At 69.6% G+C, this 23,907-nt stretch carries 22 protein-coding genes; 13 read left to right on the top strand and 9 right to left on the bottom strand.

Going from position 1 to position 23,907, the window contains the following annotated elements; genetic code table 11:
• The first annotated feature begins 121 nt into the window (after nt 1-121).
• The 3 genes from OHO27_RS15090 to hutH all read left to right on the top strand — a co-directional run bounded on the left by OHO27_RS15090 (nt 122) and on the right by hutH (nt 3,818).
• Nucleotides 122-916 carry an enoyl-CoA hydratase/isomerase family protein gene (locus tag OHO27_RS15090; protein ID WP_328424149.1) on the top strand — a complete coding sequence of 265 codons (795 nt, stop codon included), beginning with the start codon at nt 122-124 and terminating at the stop codon, nt 914-916.
• 108 nt (nt 917-1,024) lie between these two features.
• Nucleotides 1,025-2,173, top strand: coding sequence for a GGDEF domain-containing protein (locus tag OHO27_RS15085; RefSeq protein ID WP_328424147.1), 1,149 nt, complete (start codon nt 1,025-1,027; stop codon nt 2,171-2,173).
• A gap of 106 nt (nt 2,174-2,279) precedes the next feature.
• Nucleotides 2,280-3,818, top strand: a complete 1,539-nt coding sequence (gene hutH / locus OHO27_RS15080; RefSeq protein ID WP_328430440.1) for a histidine ammonia-lyase — start codon at nt 2,280-2,282, stop codon at nt 3,816-3,818.
• A gap of 70 nt (nt 3,819-3,888) precedes the next feature.
• Here the strand turns inward: hutH and OHO27_RS15075 are convergent, their stop codons facing one another.
• On the bottom strand, nt 3,889-4,668 hold the full coding sequence (locus OHO27_RS15075; RefSeq protein WP_328424145.1) for a hypothetical protein: 780 nt from the start codon (nt 4,666-4,668) through the stop codon (nt 3,889-3,891).
• A 42-nt stretch (nt 4,669-4,710) separates the two neighbouring features.
• Complete coding sequence (locus OHO27_RS15070) at nt 4,711-5,049, bottom strand: LAETG motif-containing sortase-dependent surface protein (protein ID WP_328424143.1); 339 nt, start codon at nt 5,047-5,049, stop codon at nt 4,711-4,713.
• A 109-nt stretch (nt 5,050-5,158) separates the two neighbouring features.
• On the opposite strand from OHO27_RS15070, the gene OHO27_RS15065 reads away from it, so the two are divergent.
• From OHO27_RS15065 to OHO27_RS15040, 6 genes are all read left to right on the top strand, one after another.
• Nucleotides 5,159-5,512 carry a hypothetical protein gene (locus OHO27_RS15065; RefSeq protein WP_328424141.1) on the top strand — a complete coding sequence of 118 codons (354 nt, stop codon included), beginning with the start codon at nt 5,159-5,161 and terminating at the stop codon, nt 5,510-5,512.
• Between the two features lie 208 nt (nt 5,513-5,720).
• Nucleotides 5,721-6,986, top strand: coding sequence for a L,D-transpeptidase (locus tag OHO27_RS15060; RefSeq protein WP_443059547.1), 1,266 nt, complete (start codon nt 5,721-5,723; stop codon nt 6,984-6,986).
• A gap of 158 nt (nt 6,987-7,144) precedes the next feature.
• On the top strand, nt 7,145-8,635 hold the full coding sequence (locus OHO27_RS15055; protein ID WP_328424137.1) for an ABC transporter permease: 1,491 nt from the start codon (nt 7,145-7,147) through the stop codon (nt 8,633-8,635).
• 606 nt (nt 8,636-9,241) lie between these two features.
• Nucleotides 9,242-9,925 (top strand): ABC transporter ATP-binding protein, encoded by a 684-nt coding sequence (locus tag OHO27_RS15050; RefSeq protein ID WP_328430439.1) that lies wholly within the window; start codon nt 9,242-9,244, stop codon nt 9,923-9,925.
• A gap of 196 nt (nt 9,926-10,121) precedes the next feature.
• Complete coding sequence (locus OHO27_RS15045) at nt 10,122-13,433, top strand: S8 family peptidase (protein ID WP_328424135.1); 3,312 nt, start codon at nt 10,122-10,124, stop codon at nt 13,431-13,433.
• A 95-nt stretch (nt 13,434-13,528) separates the two neighbouring features.
• Nucleotides 13,529-14,299, top strand: coding sequence for a group II truncated hemoglobin (locus OHO27_RS15040; RefSeq protein ID WP_328424133.1), 771 nt, complete (start codon nt 13,529-13,531; stop codon nt 14,297-14,299).
• 29 nt (nt 14,300-14,328) lie between these two features.
• Here OHO27_RS15040 and OHO27_RS15035 read toward each other — a convergent pair whose 3' ends face one another.
• Together OHO27_RS15035 and OHO27_RS15030 are read right to left on the bottom strand one after the other, a co-directional pair.
• Nucleotides 14,329-14,712 carry a VOC family protein gene (locus OHO27_RS15035; protein ID WP_328424131.1) on the bottom strand — a complete coding sequence of 128 codons (384 nt, stop codon included), beginning with the start codon at nt 14,710-14,712 and terminating at the stop codon, nt 14,329-14,331.
• Nucleotides 14,713-14,978: 266 nt separating this feature from the next.
• The gene (locus OHO27_RS15030; RefSeq protein WP_328424129.1) at nt 14,979-16,022 is read right to left on the bottom strand and encodes an NAD(P)-dependent alcohol dehydrogenase; all 1,044 of its coding nucleotides are present in this window, start codon (nt 16,020-16,022) and stop codon (nt 14,979-14,981) included.
• 186 nt (nt 16,023-16,208) lie between these two features.
• Here OHO27_RS15030 and OHO27_RS15025 point away from each other — a divergent pair, with 186 nt between their 5' ends.
• Nucleotides 16,209-17,123: a helix-turn-helix domain-containing protein gene (locus OHO27_RS15025; RefSeq protein ID WP_328424127.1), complete on the top strand. Its 915-nt coding sequence runs from the start codon at nt 16,209-16,211 to the stop codon at nt 17,121-17,123.
• Between the two features lie 114 nt (nt 17,124-17,237).
• Here OHO27_RS15025 and OHO27_RS15020 read toward each other — a convergent pair whose 3' ends face one another.
• Nucleotides 17,238-17,711 carry an SRPBCC family protein gene (locus OHO27_RS15020; RefSeq protein WP_328424125.1) on the bottom strand — a complete coding sequence of 158 codons (474 nt, stop codon included), beginning with the start codon at nt 17,709-17,711 and terminating at the stop codon, nt 17,238-17,240.
• 93 nt (nt 17,712-17,804) lie between these two features.
• Between OHO27_RS15020 and OHO27_RS15015 the strand changes: the two genes are divergently transcribed.
• A complete protein-coding gene (locus tag OHO27_RS15015; RefSeq protein WP_328430438.1) occupies nt 17,805-18,512 on the top strand; it encodes a nitrilase-related carbon-nitrogen hydrolase in 708 nt (235 codons plus the stop codon).
• Nucleotides 18,513-18,581: 69 nt separating this feature from the next.
• Here the strand turns inward: OHO27_RS15015 and OHO27_RS15010 are convergent, their stop codons facing one another.
• From OHO27_RS15010 to OHO27_RS15000, 3 genes are read right to left on the bottom strand one after another with little or no spacing between them, the layout of a single operon-like run.
• Nucleotides 18,582-19,376: an ABC transporter permease gene (locus OHO27_RS15010; protein WP_328424123.1), complete on the bottom strand. Its 795-nt coding sequence runs from the start codon at nt 19,374-19,376 to the stop codon at nt 18,582-18,584.
• Entirely contained in the window at nt 19,373-20,392 is a 1,020-nt protein-coding gene (locus OHO27_RS15005; protein ID WP_328424122.1) for an ATP-binding cassette domain-containing protein, read from the bottom strand. Before OHO27_RS15005 ends, OHO27_RS15010 begins: the two co-directional genes overlap by 4 nt.
• Nucleotides 20,393-20,424: 32 nt before the next feature.
• The gene (locus OHO27_RS15000; protein ID WP_328424120.1) at nt 20,425-21,099 is read right to left on the bottom strand and encodes a DUF4097 family beta strand repeat-containing protein; all 675 of its coding nucleotides are present in this window, start codon (nt 21,097-21,099) and stop codon (nt 20,425-20,427) included.
• Between the two features lie 221 nt (nt 21,100-21,320).
• Between OHO27_RS15000 and OHO27_RS14995 the strand changes: the two genes are divergently transcribed.
• The gene (locus tag OHO27_RS14995; protein ID WP_328424118.1) at nt 21,321-22,082 is read left to right on the top strand and encodes a helix-turn-helix domain-containing protein; all 762 of its coding nucleotides are present in this window, start codon (nt 21,321-21,323) and stop codon (nt 22,080-22,082) included.
• Nucleotides 22,083-22,258: 176 nt separating this feature from the next.
• Nucleotides 22,259-22,771: a peptide-methionine (S)-S-oxide reductase MsrA gene (msrA, locus tag OHO27_RS14990; RefSeq protein WP_328424116.1), complete on the top strand. Its 513-nt coding sequence runs from the start codon at nt 22,259-22,261 to the stop codon at nt 22,769-22,771.
• An 85-nt stretch (nt 22,772-22,856) separates the two neighbouring features.
• Here msrA and OHO27_RS14985 read toward each other — a convergent pair whose 3' ends face one another.
• Complete coding sequence (locus OHO27_RS14985; protein WP_328424114.1) at nt 22,857-23,906, bottom strand: HEAT repeat domain-containing protein; 1,050 nt, start codon at nt 23,904-23,906, stop codon at nt 22,857-22,859.
• Nucleotide 23,907: the final 1 nt, after the last annotated feature.

Here is a 23,907-nt window from a genome sequence, read left to right as displayed (position 1 = left end):
GTCACTCGAACGGGGTGTCGGGACTCGACTCGGGAACCGCTCGCGGTGGGCCTTTCCCCGGAGGGGCCCGGCTGCGATGATCGGGGCGAGTGTTGTTAACCCGCGTTAACCGGAGGGTGTCATGAGTGAGGAGCGGTACGGCGAGTTCGTGCTGGTGCGCAGGCACGGGCATGTCGCGGAGCTCGTACTCGACCGGCCCAAGGCCATGAACGCCGTGTCGACGGAGATGGCCCGTTCGATCGCTGGGGCGTGTGCGGCGCTGGGCGCGGACAACGGCGTACGGGCGGTCGTCCTGACCTCGACGCATGAGCGGGCGTTCTGTGTCGGTGCGGATCTGAAGGAGCGGAACTCCTTCAGCGACGCCGACCTGGTGCGGCAGCGGCCGGTGGCGCGCGGGGCGTACACGGGGGTGCTGGAGTTGCCGGTCCCGACGATCGCGGCGGTGCACGGCTTCGCGCTGGGGGGTGGCTTCGAACTGGCGCTGTCGTGCGACGTGATCGTGGCCGACCGTACGGCCGTGGTGGGGCTGCCCGAGGTGTCGGTCGGGGTGATTCCGGGGGGTGGAGGTACGCAGTTGCTGCCGCGGCGGGTGGGCGCGGCCAGGGCCGCGGAGCTGATCTTCACCGCGCGCCGGGTCGAGGCCGTCGAGGCCCGGGAGCTCGGGTTGGTGGATGAGCTGGTGGAGGAGGGGCAGGACCGGGAACAGGCGCTGGCCCTCGGGGCTCGGATCGCCGCGAACTCGCCGGTCGGGCTGCGGGCCGCCAAGCGGGCGCTGCGGGTGGGGCACGGCATGGACCTGCGGGCCGGGCTGGAGGTCGAGGACGCGGCCTGGCGGGCCACGGCGTTCTCGGGGGACCGGTCGGAGGGCGTGGCCGCGTTCAATGAGAAGCGGAAGCCTGAGTGGCCGGGGGAGTGACGGGTGGTCGGGGGAGTGGGGGCGCCTTTCGGCTCGTAGGCCGGTGTTGAGCTCCCCGTTCGCCACACCAAAGTCCCAAATCATGGCAAACCTCCCTAACCTGGAGTGATGGGTGAGGACACACGGCTCGCGGCCGTAGTGGCGTTGGCGCAGGGGATGGCGGCGGTGCACACCCCGCGTGAGTCCTGGCGGGCGGCGGCGTCCGGGGCGTGCCGGGCGCTGGCCGGGAGTTTCGCCGCGCTGTCGGTGTGGGAGCGGGAGCTCGGGCGGTTGCGGGTGCTGGTGAACGTGGGGGACCGCACCCAGGGGGAGGAGGAGTTCCCCAGTGACGAGGCCTATCCCGTGCATCAGTTCCCGGAGATCACCGAGTTCCTGCATGAGCGGTGGGCCTCGGGCGGGGAGCCCAACGCCTGGGTGGAGACGGCCGACGGTCCCGCCGCCGGGCAGCCCGGGTACTGCCACCAGCGCGTCGCCGCCCTGCGACGTCGCGGGCGGGGGTGCTGTGTCGTCGCGCCGATCGTGCTGAACGGGCGGGCGTGGGGGGAGCTCTACGTCGCCCGTTCCGCCGGGGCTCCCGTCTTCGGCCGTGGGGACGCCGACTTCGCCACCGTGCTCGCCTCCGTCGTGGCCGCCGGCCTCGCGCAGAGCGAGCGGCTGGAGGAGGCGCGGCGCCTGGCGTTCACCGACGCACTCACCGGGCTCGCCAACCGGCGTGCCGTGGATGTGCGGTTGGAGGAGGCCATCGAGCGGCATCGCAGGGACGGGGTCGTGGTCAGCCTCGTCGTCTGTGACCTCAATGGGCTCAAGCGGGTCAACGACACCCAGGGACACGCGGTGGGCGACCGTCTGCTGGAGCGGTTCGGGTCGGTTCTGTCGTTGTGCGGCGCCATGTTGCCCGGTGCTCTCGCGGCGCGGCTCGGCGGTGACGAGTTCTGTCTGCTGGCCGTCGGGCCGGCTGCCGACGAGGTGGTGAAGGCTGCGGACGAACTGTGCCGTCGGGCCGCCGAGTTGGAGCTCGGGGAGGGGGTGGCGTGCGGGGTCGCGTCCACGGAGGATCCGATCGGGGCCGTGCTTTCTGCCCGGCGGTTGTTCCGGCTGGCCGATGCCGCGCAGTACCAGGCCAAGGCCGTGCTGGCCGACAGGCCGGTCGTCGCCGGGCGGGCGGGGCCGGACGACCCGGTCGTACGCCTCGCCGACGCGGAGCCCTCCGGGGAGGGGGCGGTGGAGCGGCGGCGGTTCCGGGGGCGGCTGCCGTGAGATGGCTGCCCGAGCGGCTGGATGGTGCCGACCGGCGTGTAAGGGGTGTACCCCTCACCCGCTAGTGACATCTTCGTCTTCACTGCGTACGCTCCTGAATATGGATATGCACACTGTGGTGGTGGGGACGTCCGGGGTCACCGCGTCCGACGTCCTTGCCGTGGCGCGGGGTGGGGCCCGGGTCGAGCTGTCGGAGGAGGCGGTCGCGGCGCTGGCCGCGGCTCGCGGGATCGTGGATGCGCTGGCGGCCAAGCCCGAGCCCGTCTACGGCGTCTCCACCGGCTTCGGCGCCCTGGCGACCCGGCACATCAGCCAGGAGCAGCGGGCGCAGCTGCAGCGCAACATCGTCCGTTCGCATGCCGCGGGAATGGGGCCGCGGGTGGAGCGGGAGGTCGTACGGGCCCTGATGTTCCTGCGGCTCAAGACCGTCTGCTCGGGGCACACGGGAGTGCGGCCGGAGGTCGCGCAGACCATGGCCGACGTGCTCAACGCCGGGATCACGCCCGTCGTCCACGAGTACGGCTCCCTCGGCTGCTCAGGTGACCTTGCTCCCCTTTCGCACTGCGCCCTCACGCTGATGGGCGAGGGCGAGGCCGAAGGCCCCGACGGGAGCGTGCGGCCCGCCGGTGAACTGCTTGCCGCGCACGGCATCGCACCCGTCGAGCTGCGTGAGAAGGAGGGGCTCGCCCTCCTCAACGGCACCGACGGCATGCTCGGCATGCTCGTCATGGCCCTCGCCGACCTGGACGCGCTCTACAAGTCCGCCGACGTCACGGCCGCACTCAGCCTCGAAGCGCTGCTCGGGACCGACAAGGTGCTCGCGCCCGAGCTGCACGCCATCCGGCCGCACCCGGGGCAGGGCGCCTCCGCCGCCAACATGCTCGCCGTGCTGAAGGGTTCGGAGCTGACCGGGCATCACCAGGACGACGCGCCCCGCGTCCAGGACGCGTACTCGGTGCGCTGCGCCCCGCAGGTCGCCGGCGCCGGGCGCGACACCCTGGCGCACGCACGGCTCGTCGCCGAGCGGGAACTCGCCTCCGCCGTCGACAACCCGGTCGTGCTGCCCGACGGACGTGTGGAGTCCAACGGCAACTTCCACGGGGCGCCCGTCGCCTACGTCCTCGACTTCCTCGCCATCGCCGTCGCCGACCTCGCCTCCATCGCCGAGCGCCGCACCGACCGGCTGCTGGACAAGAACCGCAGCCACGGGCTGCCGCCGTTCCTGGCCGACGACGCGGGCGTCGACTCGGGGCTGATGATCGCCCAGTACACGCAGGCGGCGCTGGTGAGCGAGCTGAAGAGGCTGGCCGTTCCGGCGTCCGCCGACTCGATCCCCTCCTCCGCCATGCAGGAGGACCACGTCTCCATGGGCTGGTCGGCCGCGCGCAAGCTCCGTACCGCCGTCGACAACCTCACGCGCGTCCTTGCCGTCGAGCTCTACGCCGCCACGCGCGCCGTAGAACTGAGGGAGGGGCTCGCCCCGGCGCCGGCCTCGCAGGCGGTCATCGACGCCGTGCGGGGCGCCGGGGTCCAGGGCGCCGGGCCCGACCGGTTCCTGGCACCCGACCTCGCCGCGGCCGACGCGTTCGTGCGCGGCGGAGAGCTGGTCGCCGCGGTGGAGAAGGTCACCGGGCCGCTCCAGTGACACGCAAGGGGCCCTGTCGTACGACCGACAGGGCCCCGATGCGTCTTGAGCGGGTCCGCTCTTGAGCGGGTTACTTCAGCTTGGCGCTCTGCGCGTCGATCAGGGCGGCCGGGACGTCGTACGGCTTGTCCGTGAACATCAGGCCGAGGTTGATCGTGTAGTACGTGGCGATGGTGCTGCCGTGCCGCACCACCTCGATGTGCGTGGTGCCCGCGTCGCCGTCCTCCTCGGTCACCGCGGTGAACGCCACGGACTCGTCACCGGTACCGGACGCCTTCTCCGCGGTGATCTTGGTGATCTTCTGGGCCGTGCCCTGCATGGTGACGGGGAAGCCCCCGGAGCAGCTCTTCACCGCGTCCGACACCGACTTGAAGGTGTCGGCGGCGCCGTCACCGTCGTACGAGGACAGGCCCACGACCGTGAGGTTGAGGCTCATCGCGTCGGTGAGGGAGTCCTCGATCTCGCCCTCGCTCAGGTCCTCGAGGGACTTGGAGGCGTTGTCGGTGGGCTTTTCCTTCTTCTCGCGGGTCATGACGGCCGCGTTCGACGCCGAATCGCCCGGCGCCAGCCCGCCCATGGCGTAGGCCAGCGGCGTGCACTGCGTCTCGCTGCTCTTGATCTGGTCCTTGGACTTCGGCAACTGCTTGCCGGACGTGTCCACCTCGTAACCCTCGACATCGCCCTGCGCGATGATCGCCTTCTTCAACTCCGCGGTGCTGAGCGCCTTCGCGGCCTGCCCGTCCGACCCTTTCGAGTCGTCCGACCCCCCACCGCAACCCGTGACAAGGGCGAGCGACAGTGCGCTCACGGCAACCGTGGCGGCTGCACGCACGCCCGATGATCTCTTCATGAGCGGACTATGAGTCCGATGTGAAGGAATCGTCAAGCCAATTCAGAAGCCGAGCTGTTCCCGGCGCACCGAGTAGGCGACGAAGCCCGCGCCCACGGCGAGGAAGACGGTCCCGCCGACGATGTACGGCGTGGTGTCGAAGCTTCCGGTGTCGGCGAGCCGGGTGCCGTCCCCGGTGCTGTCGTCGGCACTGCCGGACGCGGCCCGCGCCTGCTGGGTGACCTGGGTCGTGGGTGTCGCCGAAGGCTCCGTTCTCGCCGGCCCGTCGCCCGTGGCGTTGGCGGAGGGTACGAACCACAGGGCGCCCAGCAGGGCTCCCGCGGCGGTGGCGGTCAGCAGCGATCGGCGTGCGGTGGACGTCGATCGATGAGCGGCGGACACGGAATATCGATCCCCTTGTGGCGCTGGCGAATTGGCCGTGTGGGGCGATGTTAGTGAAAGTCGCGGGTCACGGGAAAGTCACGGGAGAAAAGGGCCGTACGCTCCGGGCATGAGTACTCCAGAAACATCACGGTTTGTACGGCTTCGAGTCGAGCTCGTCCTCGAAGTGGACGACCGCGACGCCGTGACCAAGGCCGCCCTGCGGCGGCTCGCCGACGACGTCGCCATGCCGGTCGACGAACGGGCCCACGCCGAGAGCGCTGTGACGGAAGACACTGCCGAGGCCCTCGCCTATCTCGTTGATCCATTCGACCTGGTCAGCGAGGTGCCGGGAGTCGATCTCGCGCAGGCCTCCTGGTCCAGCGAGCGCATCGACTACGACCCGGATTCGCCGGAGTGGGACCTCGGCGAGGATGATGGTGAGGAGGACTTCGACGGCGAAGTGGCCGAGCGGGTCGGCTGAGACGTCTTGGGGAAATCGTGACCCCGGACGGCAACCGCCGCCCGGGGTTTCGTCGTCTCATGGGGCGCACTGGCCGAAACCCGCACCACGTCTCTGCCGCGGCAGACGTGGTGTGCCCCACACCTGCGTGGGAAGTGGAACGGGACGAACCGGTCGTAGCGTTGAAGATTCTTGACGGGGACTCTCGGGGTTCTGGGGATTCGGGAAGATGGAGAAGCGTGTGATGACGAACAGTAGGCGGCGCAAGGGCCTGACGGTCGCGTCCGCACTGCTCGGCGGTGTCCTGGTGCTCTCGGCCTGCTCCGGCGGCGACGACAGCGCCTCCGGTGGCGACGGCGGCGACTCCTCGCAGGCCAAGGTCGACGAGGCGGCCGCCAAGAAGACCTCCGAGGCCCAGATCAAGATCAAGCCCGAGGACGGCACCGACAACGCCTCCATCAACAACTCCGCCGCCGTCACCGTGGGCAAGGGCACGCTCACCGAGGTGACGATGACCACCGCCGAGGGCGCCGCGGTCGAGGGCGAGATATCCGCCGACAAGACCAGCTGGAAGCCCAGCGCCCAGCTGGAGCGCTCGACCACCTACAAGATCGCGGTGACCGCGAAGGACTCGAAGGGCCTGGACGCCCACGAGAACGCGTCCTTCACGACGGTCTCCCCGGACAACAGCTTCCTCGGCTACTTCACGCCGGAGGACGGCTCGACCGTCGGCGTCGGCATGCCCGTGTCGATCAACTTCGACAAGTCGATCAGCAACAAGGCGGCCGTCCAGAAGGGCGTCACCGTCTCCACCACCAGCGGCCAGGAAGTCGCCTGCCACTGGTTCAACGACACCCGCATGGACTGCCGGCCCGACGAGTACTGGCAGGAGGGCTCGACCGTCACCCTGAAGATGGCCCTGGACGGGGTCCAGGGCGCCGACGGTGTCTACGGTGTCCAGGAGAAGACGGTCACCTTCAAGATCGGCCGCAACCAGGTCTCCTACGTCGACGCGAAGACCAAGCAGATGAAGGTCACGCAGGACGGCAAGACCGTCAAGACCATCCCGATCTCGGCCGGTTCGCCGGAGAACAAGACCTACCAGGGCGTCATGGTGATGTCCGAGAAGTTCAAGGAGACGCGCATGAACGGCGCGACCGTGGGCTTCACGGACGACGACGGCAAGGGCGAGTACGACATCAAGGACGTGCCGCACGCCATTCGCCTCAGCGGCTCCGGCACCTTCATCCATGGCAACTACTGGGGTGCCAAGTCCATCTTCGGCAGCGTGAACACCAGCCACGGCTGCGTGGGCCTGTCCGACACCAAGGGCGCCAACGACAAGGGCACCGCGGGCTACTGGTTCTACAACAACTCCATCGTCGGTGACGTCGTGGTCGTCCAGAACACCGGCGACAAGACGATCGCGCCGGACAACGGCCTCAACGGCTGGAACATGGACTGGGCGCAGTGGAAGGCCGGTTCGGCCGTCTGACCCGTCCCGCGCGCGTAGCCGCCACACAGCCCGCTCACAAGTGACCGATGCCGCCCCCAGGGGCGGCATCGGTGTTTCCGGGGATGCTCCCAGCCTTCTCATCCATCTCTTATTTCGGCCTTATCCCTTCATCACGCGCCGTACCTACTTTGCGGCGCATGTTCTTCACCTACCTGAGGCGCGAGCTGCGCCGCCGCAGAAAGGCGGCCCTCGTCGTCGCCTCCGGACTCGCGCTGGGCATCGCGCTGGTCATCGTGGTCAACTCCGTGTCCTCCGGCATGAGCAAGGCCCAGGACAAGGTCCTGCAGTCCCTGTACGGCCTGGGCACGGACATGACCGTCACCAAGGCCGCCGAGCCGGCCGCGAGCAGCTCCGAGCGGCCGCGCTTCCAGTTCGACGCACAGGACGACGGCTCCGACGAGGAACAGTCCACCGACCGCGTCATGGTCCAGGGCTTCCAGACGCTCGCAAGCTCGACCGTGACCAAGGTCGGTTCGCAGAGCGGTGTCTCGGACGCCGTCGGCGGGCTGAGCCTCCAGGTCGTCAAGGTCAGCGGGCAGTTCACGCGCGGGCAGTTCCAGCAGGACCAGACTGGCAGCGGGGGCCAGCAGGGCGGCGGGCCCGGGCAGGGCGGTAGCGGCAGCAGCGGCCAGCCGCAGGGCGAAGTACGCGGCGGCGGTGCCGACTTCGACGTCAACAACTACTCCGTCTACGGCGCCGACGTCACCAAGCCTGTGCTCGGCCCGCTGACGTCCTCGAAGATCACCAGCGGCCGTACCTTCAAGACGACGGAGGCCGACGCGAAGGTGGTCGTCGCCGACACCTCCTACGCCAAGGAGAAGAAGCTCAAGGTCGGGTCCACCGTCACCGTCAAGGGCACCAAGTTCAAGGTGATCGGCATCGCCACGCCCGACAGCGGGGACGCCGCCGCCAATCTCTACATCCCGCTGAAGCAGGCGCAGACGCTCGCCGACGCGAAGGACAAGGTCACCACGATCTACGTCAAGGCGGCCGACTCCCAGCAGATCGACGCCGTCAAGTCGGCCATCCAGAAGAACGTCTCCGGTACGACGGTGACGACCTCCGCGGACCTCGCGGACACGGTGTCCGGCTCCCTGTCCACGGCGTCCTCCCTCGCCACGAGCGTCGGTAAGTGGCTGTCCATCGCGGTGCTGATCGCCGCGTTCCTGGTGGCCGGACTGCTGACCTCCTCGGCGGTGTCGCGCCGGGTCCGGGAGTTCGGCACGCTGAAGGCGCTGGGCTGGAAGTCGGGCCGGGTGACCCGGCAGGTGGTCGGCGAGGCGATCGTGAACGGGCTGCTGGGCGGGGCGCTGGGCATCGCGATCGGCGTTGCGGGCGCGTACGTCGTGACGGCTGTCAGCCCGACGCTGCAGGCCCAGTTGGGCGGCGGTGGCGGTGGCGGCGGCGGCGTGGGCGGCGGCCAGGGCGGGGGTGGCTTCGGGGGCGGTGGCCCTGGACGGCAGACGGCGAGCACGACGCTCGACGTCGCGCTGACCGCGCCGGTCAGCCTTACGACGGTTGCGCTGGCGGTCGGGCTTGCGGTGACGGGTGGGCTGATTGCCGGGGCCTTTGGCGGGTGGCGGGCGTCGCGGCTCCGTCCGGCGGATGCGTTGCGCCGTGTCGAGTAGCTGACGTCGGCGGCGGCGCCTGCTGCTGCGGCTGGGCGGGGGGCCGCCGCGCCACCCGTGCCGCCTGCGGGTAGTGGGGGCTGGTCGCGCAGTTCCCCGCGCCCCTTGGGGGTTGCAGTCCCGCCGGCTGGAACGGGCCGCTGCTCGACTCCACGCAGGGCGGGCGATGGCAGCCGACGTAGCCGCCACCCCCAGGGGCGCGGGGAACTGCGCGATCAGCCCCCACCCACCCGGCAGCCGAGAACGATCCGAAACACCGCCGCAGTCCACGGCAGCCGACGTGACGGCAACCCCCGGGGGCGCGGGGGACTGCGTGATCAGCCCCCACCCATCCGGCAGCCGAGAACGATGCGAACCGCCCCCGGCAGCCGCGCAGTCCACGACAGCCGACGTGACGGCAACCCCCGGGGGCGCGGGGGACGGCGTGATCAGCCCCCACCCATCCGGCAGCCGAGAACGATGCGAACCACCCCCGGCAGCCGCGCAGTCCACGACAGCCGACGCGACCGCAACCCCCGGGGGCGCGGGGAACTGCGCGATCAGCCCCCACCCACCCCGCAGCCGAAGACGATCCGCACCACCCCGAACCCCACCCAGGAGCACCCCATGTACGAACTCAGAAACGTCACCAAGCGCTACACCCGAGGCAAGGAGTCCATCCACGCCCTCGACGGAGTGGACCTCACCATCGCCGACGGTGACCGGCTCGTCATCCAAGGCCCCACCGGCGGCGGCAAGTCCACCCTCCTTCAGATGATCGGCGCCCTGGACCGGCCGACCTCCGGCGAAGTGGTGCTCGACGGCACCGACCTGGCCAGGCTCTCCGAGACCCGGCTGACAAGGGTCCGCAGCGAGAACATCGGCTTCGTCTTCCAGTCCTTCAACCTCATCCCCACCCTCACCGCACAGGAGAACGTGGAGACCGCCCTCGTCCCCCTCGGGGTCAAGGCGAAGGCGCGGCGCGAACGGGCCGCCGAGGCCCTGAACTCCGTGGGCCTGGGTGAACGGCTCGGACATCTCCCGTCCGAGATGTCCGGCGGCCAGCAGCAGCGCGTCGCCATCGCCAGAGCACTCGTCAAGCAGCCGAAGGTGCTCCTCGCCGACGAACCCACCGGAAACCTCGACGAGTCGATGCGCGACGAGATCATGGACGTACTCGAACGCATGTGGAAGGAACTCGGGTTGACCTTCATCATGGTCACCCACGACTCCGCGATCGCGAAGAAGGCCCCGCGGCTGGCGACCATCCGCAAGGGGCGGATCACTGTCAAGGAGAACGCGGGGGCGTAACCCGGCGACTGCGTAACGGAGTTCGCGCCGTCGCGTAACAGTCGGCCGGCGTGCTTCTTACCTTCTTCTCATCTCTTGAGGTGTCTGATCGCCCCTCGGCATACTCCGTATTCCGGGGGGCGGCGCGCATGCGTACGGGACCTCCCCCGGCCGGGTGAACGGGGTAATTCGCCCGGACCTTCTGCAAGGGGGAAACTTGCGCAGACAATTCAAAAGAGTAGGCGCGGCCTCTGTCGCCACGGCCGCCGCCGTCGCCCTCGCCGCGGGAATGACCAGCCCGGCGTCGGCCGAACCCGAGCAGCGCCCCTCCGGCGCCGCTGGCTCGCTCACGTCCCCCCACCGCATCACCCTGATCACGGGTGACCGGGTCTCCGTCGACTCCAAGGGCCGCGTGGTCGGCATGGAGCGGGCGAAGGGACGCGAGCACATACCCGTACAGATCCGCAAGGTCGACGGACGCACCCTGGTGATACCGGCCGACGCGGCCCGGCTGGTCGCCGTCGGCCGGCTCGACCAGCGGCTGTTCGACATCTCCGAACTCAACAAGTCCGCCAGCCGCGCCTCCCAGGCCAAGGGCCTGAAGGTCATCGTCGGCTACCAGGGCGCCGCAGCCGGCGCCAAGGCGGACGTCCGGGACGCGGGCAAGCTCCGCCGGACCCTGAAGTCCCTGAATGCGGACGCGGTGCAGACCCCGCACCGGGACACGCCCGACCTGTGGGACGCGCTCACCAACGGCGACAAGGCGGCCTCCGGCATCGCGCACGTCTGGCTCGACGGCGTCCGCAAGGCCAGCCTCGACAAGTCCGTGGCGCAGATCGGCGCCCCCAAGGCGTGGGCTGCCGGCTACGACGGCAAGGGCGTCAAGATCGCCGTCCTGGACACCGGCGTCGACGCGACCCACCCCGACCTCCAGGACCAGGTCGTCGCGGCCAAGAACTTCACCCCCGCCGCCACCGCCGAGGACAAGGTCGGCCACGGCACGCACGTCGCGTCCATCGCGGCGGGCACCGGCGCCAAGTCCGGCGGCAAGTACAAGGGCGTTGCGCCCGGCGCCGACGTCCTCAATGGCAAGGTCCTCGACGACAACGGTTTCGGCGACGACTCCGGCATCCTCGCCGGCATGGAGTGGGCGGCCGAACAGGGCGCCCAGGTCGTCAACATGAGCCTGGGCGGCGGCGACACCCCGGAGATCGACCCGCTGGAGGCGACGGTCAACAAGCTGTCCGCCGAGAAGGGCATCCTCTTCGCGATCGCGGCGGGCAACTCCGGCCCGGAGACGGTCGGTTCGCCCGGCAGCGCGGACGCCGCACTCACCGTCGGCGCAGTCGACGACAAGGACGTCCTCGCGCCCTGGTCCAGCACCGGCCCCCGGCTCGGCGACGGCGCGATCAAGCCGGACGTGACCGCGCCGGGCGTGGCCATCACGGCGGCGTCCGCCAAGGGCAGCCTCATCGAGCAGGAGGTCGGCGAGAACCCGCCCGGCTACCTGACCATCGAGGGCACGTCCATGGCGACCCCGCATGTCGCGGGCGCGGCGGCGATCCTCAAGCAGCAGCACCCGGACTGGACGTACACCGAGCTCAAGGGTGCCCTCACCGGTTCCACCAAGGGCGGCAAGTACACGCCGTTCCAGCAGGGTTCGGGCCGTATCCAGGTCGACAAGGCCATCAAGCAGACCCTGATAGCCGACCCGGTGTCCGTGAGCTTCGGCACGCAGGCGTGGCCGCACACCGACGACAAGCCCGTCACCAAGGAGCTGACGTACCGCAACCTCGGCACGAAGGACGTCACGCTCCAGCTCGCCGCTACGGCCACCGACCCCAAGGGCCAGGCGGCGCCGGCCGGCTTCTTCAAGCTCGGGGTGACGAAGGTGACGGTCCCGGCGGGCGGCAAGGCCTCCGTCGGCTTCACCGCCGACACCAAGCTGGGCGGCACGCTCGACGGCGCCTACTCCGCGTACGTGACGGCGACGGGCGGCGGGCAGAGTGTCCGTACGGCCGCCGCGGTGCAGCGTGAGATCGAGTCGTACGACGTCACCGTCAAGCACATCGGCAAGGACGGCAAGCCGGCCCCCGAGTACCTCACCGACCTGATCGGCTACTCGGGTCTGGCGACGGACCGTGGCTTCCAGGTGCCGGTCACCGAGTCCGGCGTCACCAAGATGCGGCTGCCCAAGGGCACGTATCTGATGGATGCCTGGATCGCCAAGGACTGGGTGAACTTCGAGGGCGGCCTCGACTGGGTCGTCCAGCCGAAGCTGAGCGTCACCAAGAACACCTCCGTGACGATCGACGCCCGCACCACCGAGTCGGCCGACATCACCGTGCCGGACGCGCAGGCCAAGCAGTTGCTCGCCGGCACCAACTACTTCTACGCCCCGGCGGGCATCGGCATCGGCGTCGCCCTCGACTCCTTCGCCAAACTGCGCCTGGCGCACCTCGGCCCGGAGATCCCGAGCGGCCTGACCCAGACCTGGAACGGGCAGTGGACCAAGGGCGATGCCGCCGAGTACGACGTCGCCACCACCGCCAAGGTCAAGAAGATCCAGGGCGACAAGGTCCGCCACTTCAAGGCGGGCGAGCTCGCCAAGGTGAAGAACGACCTGGGTGCCTCGGCTCCGGGCAAGAGCGGCGCGCTGATGCCCCTGGGGGCCTTCCCCGAGGACGTCGTGTTCGGCACGCCGGTCGAGCAGAAGCTGCCGGGCTCGCGGACGCTGTACCTGTCGACGTCGGACAAGGTCCAGTGGACGTGGGACTTCCAGCAGTACGCCGGCAAGGACGCGGACGGGTTCCCGGTCGTCGACGCGTTCTACACGCTGGGCACCCCGCAGACCTTCAAGGCGGGCCAGAGCTACTCGAAGACCTTCAACACGGCGGTCTTCGGACCGCACATCAACAAGGAATTCGGCCTCTTCCGCCAGGGCAACGACCTCTACGGCTTCCTGCCGCTGTTCGCCGACGCGAGCAAGCACGCCGGCTCGTCGGACTTCACGGCGGTGACCACGAACCTGTACCGCAACGGCACCAAGCTCGCCTCCAACGACGACCCGCTCTTCGGCGAGCAGGCATTCAAGGTTCCGGCCGCCGACGCCGAGTACAAGCTGACGACCTCGGTCAAGCGCAGTGTCAAGGTCGCGGCCGCCTCCACGCGGATCGACGCGAGCTGGACCTTCCGCTCCAAGAAGTCGACCGCCGACCGGGTCACGCTCCCGGCCTCCACGGTCCGCTTCGGTGCCAAGACGGGCCTGGACAGCCGGGTCGAGGCCGACAAGAAGGTGACGTTCCCGGTCACCGTCGTGGGCGCGGCCGCGGGCAGCAACCTCAAGTCGCTGCACGTGTACGTGTCGTACGACTACGGCCAGACCTGGAAGAAGCTCGACGTCAAGAACGGCAAGATCACCGTGAAGAACCCGGCGAAGGGCAAGGCCGTCTCCTTCCACGCCAAGGTCGCCGACAAGAAGGGCAACAAGTCGACGATCTCGATCTACAACGCGTACTACGGCAAGTGAGCCACCGATAGCCGGCTGAGCCGTCGGCTGAGCCGATAGCGAACCGCCCGCCGGAAGTGCAGCTTCCGGCGGGCGGTTCGTGTTTCCGTGTGGCCATGACGGCTCACACGGTGGAATACATCCGGTACCGCATCCCCGAACAGAGGTCGGCCGAGTTCCTCGCCGCCTACACCCGCGCCGCGACCCAGCTCGCCGCGTCCCCGCACTGCGTCGACTACGAACTCGCCCGCTGCGAGGACGACTTCGAGCACTTCATCCTGCGCATCACCTGGACGTCGACCCAGGACCACATGGAAGGCTTCCGCGAGTCGGAGCTGTTCGCCGACTTCCTCGCCGAGATCCGCCCCTACATCCCGCACATCCAGGAAATGCGCCACTACAAGCCGACGACGGTACGGGGCGCGGGCGCCTCGGTGCCGACGCTCTACGCATGGGCGGGCGGAGCCGAGGCATTCGCCCGCCTGACCTCGGCGTTCTACGACAAGGTCCTCAAGGACGACCTCCTGGCCCCGCTGTTCGCCGACCTCGACCCGGCCCACGCGGAACACGTGGCCCTCTGGCTCAGCGAGGTCTTCGGCGGCCCGCCCGCCTACTCCGAGACCCAGGGCGGCCACGGCCACATGGTCGCCAAGCACATGGGCCGCGGCATCACCGAGCCCCAGCGCCGCCGCTGGGTCAACCTCATCCAGGACGCCGCCGACGAGGCCGGCCTGGCGACGGACGCGGAGTTCCGCTCGGCGTTCCTGGCGTACGTGGAGTGGGGGACCCGGCTGGCGGTGTACTTCTCGGGCCCGGACGCGGTGCCGCCGGCGGAACAGCCGGTGCCGAGGTGGCACTGGGGGGTCATGCCGCCGTATCAGGGGTGAGGCTCGGTGCGGGGCTTCAGTGCGGGGCGTCAGTCGCCGCTGCCGTACGGCCTCGTAAGGATCTCCAGGTTGTGGCCGTTCGGGTCGTCGAAGTACGCGCCGCGACCGCCGTCGTTGTGGTTGATCTCGCCGGGGCGGCGGTGGTAGGGGTCGGCCCAGAACGTCAGACCGGCCTCCCGTATCCGGCCGAAGATCGTGTCGAACTCGTCCTCCGACACCAGGAACGCGTAGTGCTGCGTCGTGATGGTGCCGGGCGAGTCCAGGTAGTCCAGGGTCACACCGTTGGGGATCTCGACCGGGATGAAGGGGCCGTACTGCGGGCTCACCTCCAGGCCCAGGATGTCGGCGAGAAACCGGGCCGAGGCCTTCTTGTCGTGCGCGGCGACGATGGTGTGGTTGAGCTGGACGGTCATCGGGGGCTGCCTCCTCGTGTGCACGGTTCGGACGGGCTCCTGGTTTCACGCTAGGCAGGGCCGCCGCACGGCACATCGGTCCTGAGGAGGGGGCCGTTCTACTCCTTCGGTACTCGGCCTCCTGTCGGTACGGCGACGCGCTGAGGGCCCCGGAGCAGTGCGGCTCCGGGGCCCTCGGTCTGCGTCAGCGCGGCCGTGTCAGATCATCGGCCGTGTCAGATCATCGGCCGTGTCAGATCGTCGGCCGTGTCAGATCGTCGGCCGTGTCAGATCGTCGCCGTGTCGATCACGAAGCGGTACCGCACGTCGCTGTTCAGCACCCGCTCGTACGCCTCGTTGATCTCGGAGGCGGCGATCAGCTCGATCTCGGCGCCCAAGCCGTGCTCGGCGCAGAAGTCCAGCATCTCCTGGGTCTCCTGGATGCCGCCGATGCCGGAGCCGGCGAGGGTCTTGCGGCCGCCGATCACCGAGAAGAGGTTGAGTGCGACGGGTTCCTCGGGCGCGCCGACGTTCACGAACGCGCCGTCCGTCCTGAGGAGGGACAGGAACTGGTCCAGGTTCAGCGGGGCCGAGACCGTGGACAGGATCAGGTCGAACGTGCCACGCAGTTCCTCGAAGGTCTTCGGGTCGCTGGTGGCGTAGTAGTGGTCCGCGCCCAGCTTCAGGCCGTCGTCCTTCTTGCGCAGGGACTGCGAGAGGACCGTCACCTCGGCACCGAGCGCGTGCGCGATCTTCACGCCCATGTGGCCGAGGCCGCCCATGCCGAGGATCGCGACCTTCTTGCCGGGGCCGGCGTTCCAGTGCCGGAGCGGGGAGTACGTGGTGATGCCGGCGCACAGGAGCGGCGCGGCGACGTCGAGGGAGAGGCCGTCGGGGATGCGGACGACGTAGTTCTCGTCCACGACGATCTTTTGCGCGTAGCCGCCGTAGGTGGGCTCGCCGTCCTTGCCGACGGCGTTGTACGTGCCGATCATGCCGCCGCCGGTGCAGTACTGCTCCAGACCGGCCTTGCAGTTGTCGCACTCACGGCAGGAGTCGACCATGCAGCCGACGCCCACACGGTCGCCGACCTGGTACTTGGTGACCCCGGAGCCGACCTCGGAGACGATGCCCGCGATCTCGTGACCGGGGACCATCGGGAAGATCGCCTCGCCCCAGCCCTCACGGGCCTGGTGGATGTCGGAGTGGCAGATGCCGGCGAACTTGATGTCGATCAGGACGTCGAACTCGCCGGCCTCACGGCGCTCGATGGTGGTGCGCTCCAGCGGAGCCTTGGCGGCGGGTGCTGCGTATGCGGCAACGGTGGTCATGCCGGGTTCTCCTAGCGGGGGTTCTGCGCCCGGCTGCCTTCTGGTCTGGTTCTGCTTCCGTCCGGGCACGGCATTAAGCCTGGTGGAGAGCGCAGAAAGTACCCAGACCCCGGTTGTACGTACGTCCGCCGGTCCTACCACTGACGGGGACAGGCTGGCGTGCGTACGACCGGGAATACTTGAGGCATGGACGATAAGCCCGAATCGATGAGGGGAGCCGCCGACACTGGCGCAGGCCTGGACCGGCGCGCCGAGCTCAGCGAGTTTCTGCGCACCCGGCGTGCCCGGCTGAAGCCCGAGGACGTCGGGCTGCCGGACTACGGGCGGCACCGCAGGGTGCCGGGGCTGCGGCGCGAGGAGCTGGCCCAGCTGGCCGGGGTGTCCGTGGCGTACTACACGCGCCTGGAGCAGGGCAACGGGCGCAACGTCTCGTCGGAGGTCCTGGACGCGATCGCCCGCGCCCTGCGCCTGAGCGACGCCGAGCACTCGCATCTCACGCATCTCGCGAAGCCGAAGCAGCACAAGAAGAAGCCGGCCGCGCGGACGGAGCAGGTCCGGCCGGCGCTGCGGCAGCTGCTGGACTCGATCGACGGCGTGCCCGCGTACATCTCGGGCCGGCGCTCGGACATCCTCGCCTGGAACCGGATGGCGGCGGCGGTCTTCGGCGACTGGTCGGAGCTGCCGGTGCAGGAGCGGAACTGGGCGCGGCTGGTGTTCCTGAAGCCGGAGTACCGCGATCTGTTCGTGGAGTGGGACCAGAAGGCGTCCGACATGGTCGCCTTCCTGCGCATGGACGCCGGCTGCCACTCCGACGATCCGCGGCTGTCGGCCCTGGTCGGTGAACTCTCCCTCAAGAGCGAGGAGTTCCGGCGGTTGTGGGCCACCCACGACGTCAAGGAGAAGAGCTACGGCGTCAAGCGGCTGCGGCACCCCCTGGTGGGCGAACTGACCCTGAACTTCGAGTCGTTCCGCCTGTCCGACGGCACGGAACAGGTCTTGATCACGTACCACGCGGAGTCGGGGTCACCGTCGGCGGAGGCGCTGAGGCTGCTGGCCAGCTGGGGCGCGGATGCGACGAAGGCGGGTACGTCGGCGCCGTAGGGGAGGGCAGGGCCGTGGCGGGGCGGGGACGTGGCGGGGCGGGGACGTGGCAGGGCGGGGACGTGGCAGGGCGGGGCAGGACTCGTCGGACGACGCCCAGCCGCGACGCCACGTCTACAGCTTTCGGCCCTCGACCGCCGAGGCGACATCGTCCAGGTCCTTCGCGATGGCCTTGCGTACCGCCGCCGCACCCACGCCGCCGAGAATCTTCGAGAGCAGCCCCGCGAAGCCGCCGGAGCCCGCGACGGGCTCGCCCGAGAAGGTCATCCGGACGGTCGTCGCCGACGGCCCGTCCGCGAGAAGCAGCCACTCCGAGACGTAGTGGGTCCCGCGCGACTCGGCCTCCACGACATACCGCTCGGGCGGCTCACAGGCGGTCACCCACATCTCCTCGGTGGCCTCCTTCCCGAACATCTTCCGGGTCTCCCGCCACCGCGTACCGACACCGAAGGCCCCGTCCGTGAGCACCTCGACCTTCGACACCCCACTGAGCATTCGCTCCATACCCCGAAGGTCGGTCACGGCCTCCCAGACAGGGCCCTGACCTGCGGCGATATGCCGCTCCACGACGACGCTTTTGTTGGTCATGCCCCCATGAAAGCAGCAGGGTCCGACAATCGCGCGGGAGACCGGTCGCCGCCCTACGCTCGTGGGAGGAGGACGGTCACGGAGGTGACAGCCATGCGTGCCGCGCTGATACAGCTCGCCGTGGACTCGTCGGATTCCGCCGACGAGCGCCGCCGGAGGGCAGCTTCGCTGGTCCGGGAGCGCAGAGACGACGATCTGGTGGTCCTGCCGGAGCTGTGGACGGCCGGCGCGTGGCTCCATGCCGGATCGATCGTCGAGCGGGACGGGGACGGGACGTTGTACAACACCGCCCTCCTCTTCGACCGGTCCGGCGACCTGCGCGGTCGCTATCGCAAGATCCACCGGTACGGCTTCGACACCGGCGAGGCGACCCTGATGGGCGGTGGCGACGACATCGTCACCGTCCCCACCGACTTCGGCGTGATCGGCCTCGCCATCTGCTACGACCTGCGCTTCCCCGAACTCTTCCGGGGCCTGCTCGACGCGGGCGCGGAGCTGATCGTGGTGCCCGCCGCATGGCCCGCGGCTCGTCTCACCCATTGGCATCTCCTCACTCGCACGCGGGCCCTGGAGGAGCAGGTCTTCCTCCTGGCCTGCTGCGCGACCGGTGAGCATGGCGGCATGCGGCAGGCCGGACACAGCATGGCCATCGACCCGTGGGGAACCGTGCTGGGCGAGGCCGGCACCGCACAGGAGACGCTGACGGTGGACTGCGACATGACCCAGGTCGCCCGAATCCGCTCCGAACTCCCCGTACTGCGCGACCGCGTCCTGGCCATTGCAGCCCCTGGAGGGCGGTGACCTCGACGGTCGCCGCCCTCTGGTGAAGCGAGTTGCGGGGGCGCCAGGTGCCCCGCATTGTCATGGCAGTTACTTCGGGTCGTCGTTGAACTTCGAGGTCGACCAGACGTAGCCGAGCACCGCGAGGCCCAGGCACCAGGCCACGGCCAGCCATCCGTTTTGGCCGATCTCGCTGCCGAGGAGCAGTCCGCGCAGGGTCTCGATGGCCGGGGTGAAGGGCTGGTACTCGGCGATCGGCTGGAACCAGCCCGGCATGGCGTCGACGGGCACGAAGGCGCTGGACAGAAGGGGCAGCAGGATCAGGGGCATCGCCTGGTTGCTGGCGGCCTCGGCGTTCGGGCTGGACAGTCCCATACCGACCGCGATCCACGTGAGTGCCATGGCGAAGAGCACGAGCAGTCCGAACGCGGCGAGCCATTCCAGGACGGTGGCATCGGTGGAGCGGAAGCCGATGGCCACGCCGACTGCGCCGACGAGGACCACGCTGGTGATCGACTGCAGCACGCTGCCGATGACGTGTCCGATGAGGACCGATCCACGGTGGATGGCCATGGTGCGGAAGCGGGCGATGATGCCCTCGGTCATGTCGGTGGCCACGGATACGGCGGTGCCGATGGTGGTGCTGCCGATGGTCATCAGCAACAGGCCGGGGACGATGTAGGCGATGTACTTCGAGCGGTCCGCGCCGCCACCGCCGCCGATGCCTGCGCTCATGGTGTCGCCGAAGATGTAGACGAAGAGCAGCAGGAGCATGATCGGCGTGAGCAGCAGGTTGAGGGTGAGGGAGGGGTAGCGCCGGGCGTGCAGGAGGTTGCGGCGCAGCATGGTGGTGGAGTCGCGTACGGCGAGGGAGAGGGAGCTCATCGGACGTTCTCCTTGGACTGGTTGGGCTGGGTCGGCTGGGTCGGCTGGTTGGGCTGGGTCGGGTGGTTCCACCGGGTCGGCTGGTTGGGGATGTCGGTGCCGCTGGTCAGGGCGAAGAAGACGTCGTCGAGGTCGGGGGTGTGGACGGTGAGTTCGTCGGCTTCGATGCCGGCGGCGTCGAGCCAGTCGAGGATGGAGCGCAACTCGCGCTGGCTGCCGTCGCTGGGGATGTGCAGGGCGAGGGCCTCGTCGTTCCGGGTGGCTTCTTGCAGTGCGGTGGCGGCGTTGTGGTAGGTGGCCGGGTCGGTGAAGCGCAGGCGGATGTGTCCGCCGGGGATGAGCCGCTTGAGCTCGTCGGCGGTGCCCTCGGCGGCGATCTTCCCGTCGTTGAGCACGGCGATGCGGTCGGCGAGTTCGTCGGCCTCCTCCAGGTACTGCGTGGTGAGGAAGACGGTCACCCCGCCGGAGACGAGCTCGCGGATGATCTGCCACATGTTGTGCCTCGAGCGCGGGTCGAGGCCGGTGGTCGGCTCGTCGAGGAAGATGATGCGCGGGTTGCCGACCAGGGTCATGGCGATGTCCAGGCGCCGCTTCATGCCGCCGGAGTAGGTGGAGGCGGGCTTCTTCGCGGCCTCGGTGAGGTCGAAGCGCTCCAGCAGCTCGGTGGCGACGCGCCGCCCTTCGCGCTTGGGCAGGTGGTGCAGGTCCGCCATCAGGAGCATGTTCTCCTCACCGGTGATCAGCCCGTCGACGGCGGAGAACTGCCCGGTGACCCCGATCGCGGCACGCACGGCCTGCGGGTCGGCGGCGAGGTCGTGACCCGCGACCTGGGCCTGCCCGCCGTCGGCGGAGATGAGGGTGGACAGGATCTTCACTGCGGTGGTCTTGCCGGCACCGTTCGGGCCGAGCAGGGAGAAGACCGTTCCTTCCGGGACGGTCACGTCGATGCCGTCGAGGACGAGCTTGTCGCCGTACGACTTGCGCAGCCCGTTCGCCGCGATGGCCACGTTGGTCATGAGGTGTGCTCCTTCTACAGGCTGCGGACGGTTCAGAGGCTCCGGGCGGTGACGTCGCCGTAAGCGGTGGTCGCGTGGATGTTCAGGCCGGCGGCGGCGCCGTCGGCGTTCTTGAGCGTGTTGTGGATCCGGCCGTAGGTGGTGCCGGCGTCCAGGGAGGCGGAGACCCCGCGGGCGGCGCCGACCGAGATCTCGCCGTGCTCGGTGCGCAGCGTGACGGTGCCGCGCACGGCTTCGGCGATGTGGAGGTCGCCCTTCAGGGTGCTGATCTCCGCGGGTCCGGTGAGGCGGCCGACCGTGATGTCGCCGGCCTGCAGGGTGAGGCGGGCGCCGGCGGTCTCGTCGAGCTTGACCGTGCCCTGCGCGCCTTCGAAGGCGACGTCGCCGAGCCGTCCGACACCGCGGAGTTCTGCAGCGGCCGCCTTCGCCTCGACGCGGGAGCCGGCGGGCAGTTGGACCGTCACCTCGATCGACCCGGAGGCGGCGCCGAGGATCCGGTTCGTCGCCGCCGGTACCTCGATGCGCAGGACGCCGTCGCCGAAGGCGACCTCGGTCTGCTCCGCCGCCTTCACGTCGCGGCTCTTGGAGGGGTCCGCGGGCAGGACCTCGACGGTGGTGTCGGCCCGGTCGGCGGCGATGAACCGGATGCGTCCGGCGGGGATGTCGAGGACGGCGGCGACGGGGGCGGGGGTGTCGAACTTCTGCATCGTGCTCTCCTTGACTCGCTGTTTCCGATGAAGGAAAAGCTACGTTGCGTTCGAAGAGTGCACAACGGAGTCGTTGCGCATTGACGTCATAAACACAGGTCAGACGTGGAAATTCGTTGCAACGGTCTTGCGCTTAATGCAACAACCTCTCCTGGTTCGTTGCAATGGGATGGGAGTGAACGCTATGCTGGGCGGCATCAGAAAGTGCGAAGGAGATCGTGGTGCCCGGAGGCAGACTCACCCAGCAGGAACGCCAGCAGATCGCGCTGGGACTGGCCGACGGCCTTGCCTATGCGGAGATCGCCAGACGCCTCGACCGTCCGACCTCGACGGTCACGCGCGAGGTGATGCGCAACGGCGGCCCGACCGCCTACCGCTCCGACCTCGCCCACCGCGCCACCGAACGCCGCGCCCACCGGCGCAGGCAGGCCGCGCCCCGGGGATCGGCGGCGCCCCCGCAGGCCCACGGACGCGACGCCGAGGCCGTAAGCGACTACGAGGAGCTGCTCACGACCGTCTTCATGCAGTCGGGCATGCCCAAGATGATGTCCAGGGTGATGGCCTGCCTCACCATCACCGACGCGGGCCGCCTCACCGCGTCCGAACTCGTCCAGCGCCTCCAGGTCAGCCCGGCGTCCATCTCCAAGGCGATCACGTTCCTCGACAGCCAGGGATTCGTCCGCCGGGAACGCGACGAACGCCGCCGCGAGCGCTACGTCGTCGACGACGACGTCTGGTACGAATCGCTGATGGCCAGCGCCCGCGCCCTCGCCCAGGTCGTCGTGACCGCACGGCAGGGCGTCGGCGTCCTCGGCCCCGGCACCCCGGCCGCCACCCGCCTCGACAACATCGCCCGCTTCCTCGACTTCGTCTCCGAAAGCACGGCGCGCGCCGCGGAGCAGGCACGGGAAGTCCTCTATACGAAGCCCGCGACGACCACGGACGGGACTGCCGAGTCGGAGGGGGTGGTCGAACCCGGCTGACGGGGGTCCTCTCTCCGCCGGACGGCGGGGCGCAGGACACGGACGGCGGGCGGGCGGCGTACTCGGAATCGGAATCGCCCGGCCCCCTCATGCGTTGAGCAGGGTGGGCATGGGATGCCGGTGTGTGCGAGCAGAGCAGCCCGAGTGACCGAGCGGACAGATATTGGAGGGCCACGATGGCTGCGCAGACGCAGAGGGCAGTGCTGGCGGGCGGATGCTTCTGGGGGATGGAGGAGCTGATCCGCCGACTTCCGGGCGTGACGGCGACCCGGGTGGGATACACCGGGGGTGACGTGCCGAACGCGACGTACCGTAACCACGGCACGCACGCGGAGGCCATTGAGATCCTTTTCGACCCCGAGAAGACCGACTACCGCGCGATCCTGGAGTTCTTCTTCCAGATCCACGACCCGAGCACGAAGAACCGCCAGGGCAACGACATGGGCCTCAGCTACCGCTCGGCGATCTACTACGAGGACGACGAGCAGAAGCGGATCGCCGAGGACACGATCGCGGACGTGGACGCCTCGGGCCTGTGGCCGGGCAAGGTCGTCACCGAGGTCGAGCCGGTGGGCCCCTTCTGGGAGGCCGAGCCCGAGCATCAGGACTACCTGCAGCGTTACCCGGAGGGCTACACCTGCCACTTCCCGCGTCCCGGATGGCGGCTGCCCGCCCGCGCCGAGGGCTGACCGCGAGGCGGCTGCCCGGCGTACGGCGGAGGCTGACTGGCACAGGCTCCGCCGTATCCGCGGCACTCCAGGAGGAATCCGTTTGTCACTGTGCGTCGCGTAGCCGGAGAAGGTACGTCGCGGTGACCGCTACGGCACGGTTCCCGTCCTGCGCCAGCTCCACGAGGGCATCTGAGGCCGTGCTCCCCGGGATGTCCGCCAGCGCCTGGGTGAGCCGTACGCGTGCGGGCGCTTCGGTGGTGTCATCGGCGAGGCGGTCGACGAGCCCGGTGGCGATCTGATTCGCGGCGATCCGATCCGCGGCGATCTGATTCGCGGCGATCTGATCGACCGTCGCGGTGTCGCTCGCCAGCATGCTCAGCGCATCGGCGGCATCGGTGTCGTTCCTCCCCGCCACGATCATGTCGATCAGCACCGGGATCGCCTCGGGCACTCCCCGCGTCCCGAGCGCCAGAGCCGCATGGCCGCGGACCACCGCATCCGGGTTCGAGAGGGCGTCCCGCAGCCGGGCGGTGGCCTCGTCACCGGGCATCTCGGCGAGAGACTGAACAGCTCGTTCCCGCACCGCGGCCACCGGTGAGCCGAGGCCCTGCGCCAGCAGTGCCGTGCCGTCGTCGCCCGATCGCGCCAGCGCCCATCGAAGAGCTCCGGCGACGTTCGGCTCGGACTCCCTCAGTACCGCCTCGACCAGGGCTTCCACCGGCACCGGAACCTCGCCGGCCGAGGAGAGGGCCGCGCGCTGCCGGGCTGCAGCGCTGTTCGACCCCAGCGCCTGGAGGAACGCGACGACCTGGAGGACGTCCTCCCAGCCGGCGGGCTCCGCGGCATCGATCCGGCGGAGCCGCGTGAGCAACTCGGTCTCGGCCGCGATACGTTCGTGCGTCTGACGGATGAGGTCGTCGACGAGCGCCGAGGGCGTGAAGCCGGGATCGTCGAGCGCGCGTCCGATCTCACGCAGCGACAGCCCCAGCGACCTCAGGCTCTCGATGTGGAAGATCCGCCGGATGTCGTCGCCGGAGTACTCCCGATAGCCGGAGCCCGTACGGCCCGAGGGCCGCAACAGGCCGAGCGACTCGTAGTGCCTGAGCATGCGGGCACTGACCCCGGACCGTCGCGCCACCTCACCGATCAACACT

Source organism: Streptomyces sp. NBC_00443, assembly GCF_036014175.1.
Classification (GTDB): domain Bacteria; phylum Actinomycetota; class Actinomycetes; order Streptomycetales; family Streptomycetaceae; genus Streptomyces.
The sequence above is the reverse complement of the archived record's forward strand: the minus strand, read 5'-3'. Positions and strand labels throughout refer to the sequence as shown.

What these genes read in the sequence shown, in the direction of transcription:
- OHO27_RS15090 (WP_328424149.1), top strand. Translation starts at nt 122, where the DNA reads ATGAGTGAGGAGCGGTACGGCGAGTTCGTGCTGGTGCGCAGGCACGGG.
- OHO27_RS15085 (WP_328424147.1), top strand. Translation starts at nt 1,025, where the DNA reads ATGGGTGAGGACACACGGCTCGCGGCCGTAGTGGCGTTGGCGCAGGGG.
- hutH (WP_328430440.1), top strand. Translation starts at nt 2,280, where the DNA reads ATGCACACTGTGGTGGTGGGGACGTCCGGGGTCACCGCGTCCGACGTC.
- OHO27_RS15075 (WP_328424145.1), bottom strand. Translation starts at nt 4,668, where the DNA reads ATGAAGAGATCATCGGGCGTGCGTGCAGCCGCCACGGTTGCCGTGAGC.
- OHO27_RS15065 (WP_328424141.1), top strand. Translation starts at nt 5,159, where the DNA reads ATGAGTACTCCAGAAACATCACGGTTTGTACGGCTTCGAGTCGAGCTC.
- OHO27_RS15060 (WP_443059547.1), top strand. Translation starts at nt 5,721, where the DNA reads ATGGAGAAGCGTGTGATGACGAACAGTAGGCGGCGCAAGGGCCTGACG.
- OHO27_RS15055 (WP_328424137.1), top strand. Translation starts at nt 7,145, where the DNA reads ATGTTCTTCACCTACCTGAGGCGCGAGCTGCGCCGCCGCAGAAAGGCG.
- OHO27_RS15050 (WP_328430439.1), top strand. Translation starts at nt 9,242, where the DNA reads ATGTACGAACTCAGAAACGTCACCAAGCGCTACACCCGAGGCAAGGAG.
- OHO27_RS15040 (WP_328424133.1), top strand. Translation starts at nt 13,529, where the DNA reads ATGACGGCTCACACGGTGGAATACATCCGGTACCGCATCCCCGAACAG.
- OHO27_RS15035 (WP_328424131.1), bottom strand. Translation starts at nt 14,712, where the DNA reads ATGACCGTCCAGCTCAACCACACCATCGTCGCCGCGCACGACAAGAAG.
- OHO27_RS15030 (WP_328424129.1), bottom strand. Translation starts at nt 16,022, where the DNA reads ATGACCACCGTTGCCGCATACGCAGCACCCGCCGCCAAGGCTCCGCTG.
- OHO27_RS15025 (WP_328424127.1), top strand. Translation starts at nt 16,209, where the DNA reads ATGGACGATAAGCCCGAATCGATGAGGGGAGCCGCCGACACTGGCGCA.
- OHO27_RS15020 (WP_328424125.1), bottom strand. Translation starts at nt 17,711, where the DNA reads ATGACCAACAAAAGCGTCGTCGTGGAGCGGCATATCGCCGCAGGTCAG.
- OHO27_RS15015 (WP_328430438.1), top strand. Translation starts at nt 17,805, where the DNA reads ATGCGTGCCGCGCTGATACAGCTCGCCGTGGACTCGTCGGATTCCGCC.
- OHO27_RS15010 (WP_328424123.1), bottom strand. Translation starts at nt 19,376, where the DNA reads ATGAGCTCCCTCTCCCTCGCCGTACGCGACTCCACCACCATGCTGCGC.
- OHO27_RS15005 (WP_328424122.1), bottom strand. Translation starts at nt 20,392, where the DNA reads ATGACCAACGTGGCCATCGCGGCGAACGGGCTGCGCAAGTCGTACGGC.
- OHO27_RS15000 (WP_328424120.1), bottom strand. Translation starts at nt 21,099, where the DNA reads ATGCAGAAGTTCGACACCCCCGCCCCCGTCGCCGCCGTCCTCGACATC.
- msrA (WP_328424116.1), top strand. Translation starts at nt 22,259, where the DNA reads ATGGCTGCGCAGACGCAGAGGGCAGTGCTGGCGGGCGGATGCTTCTGG.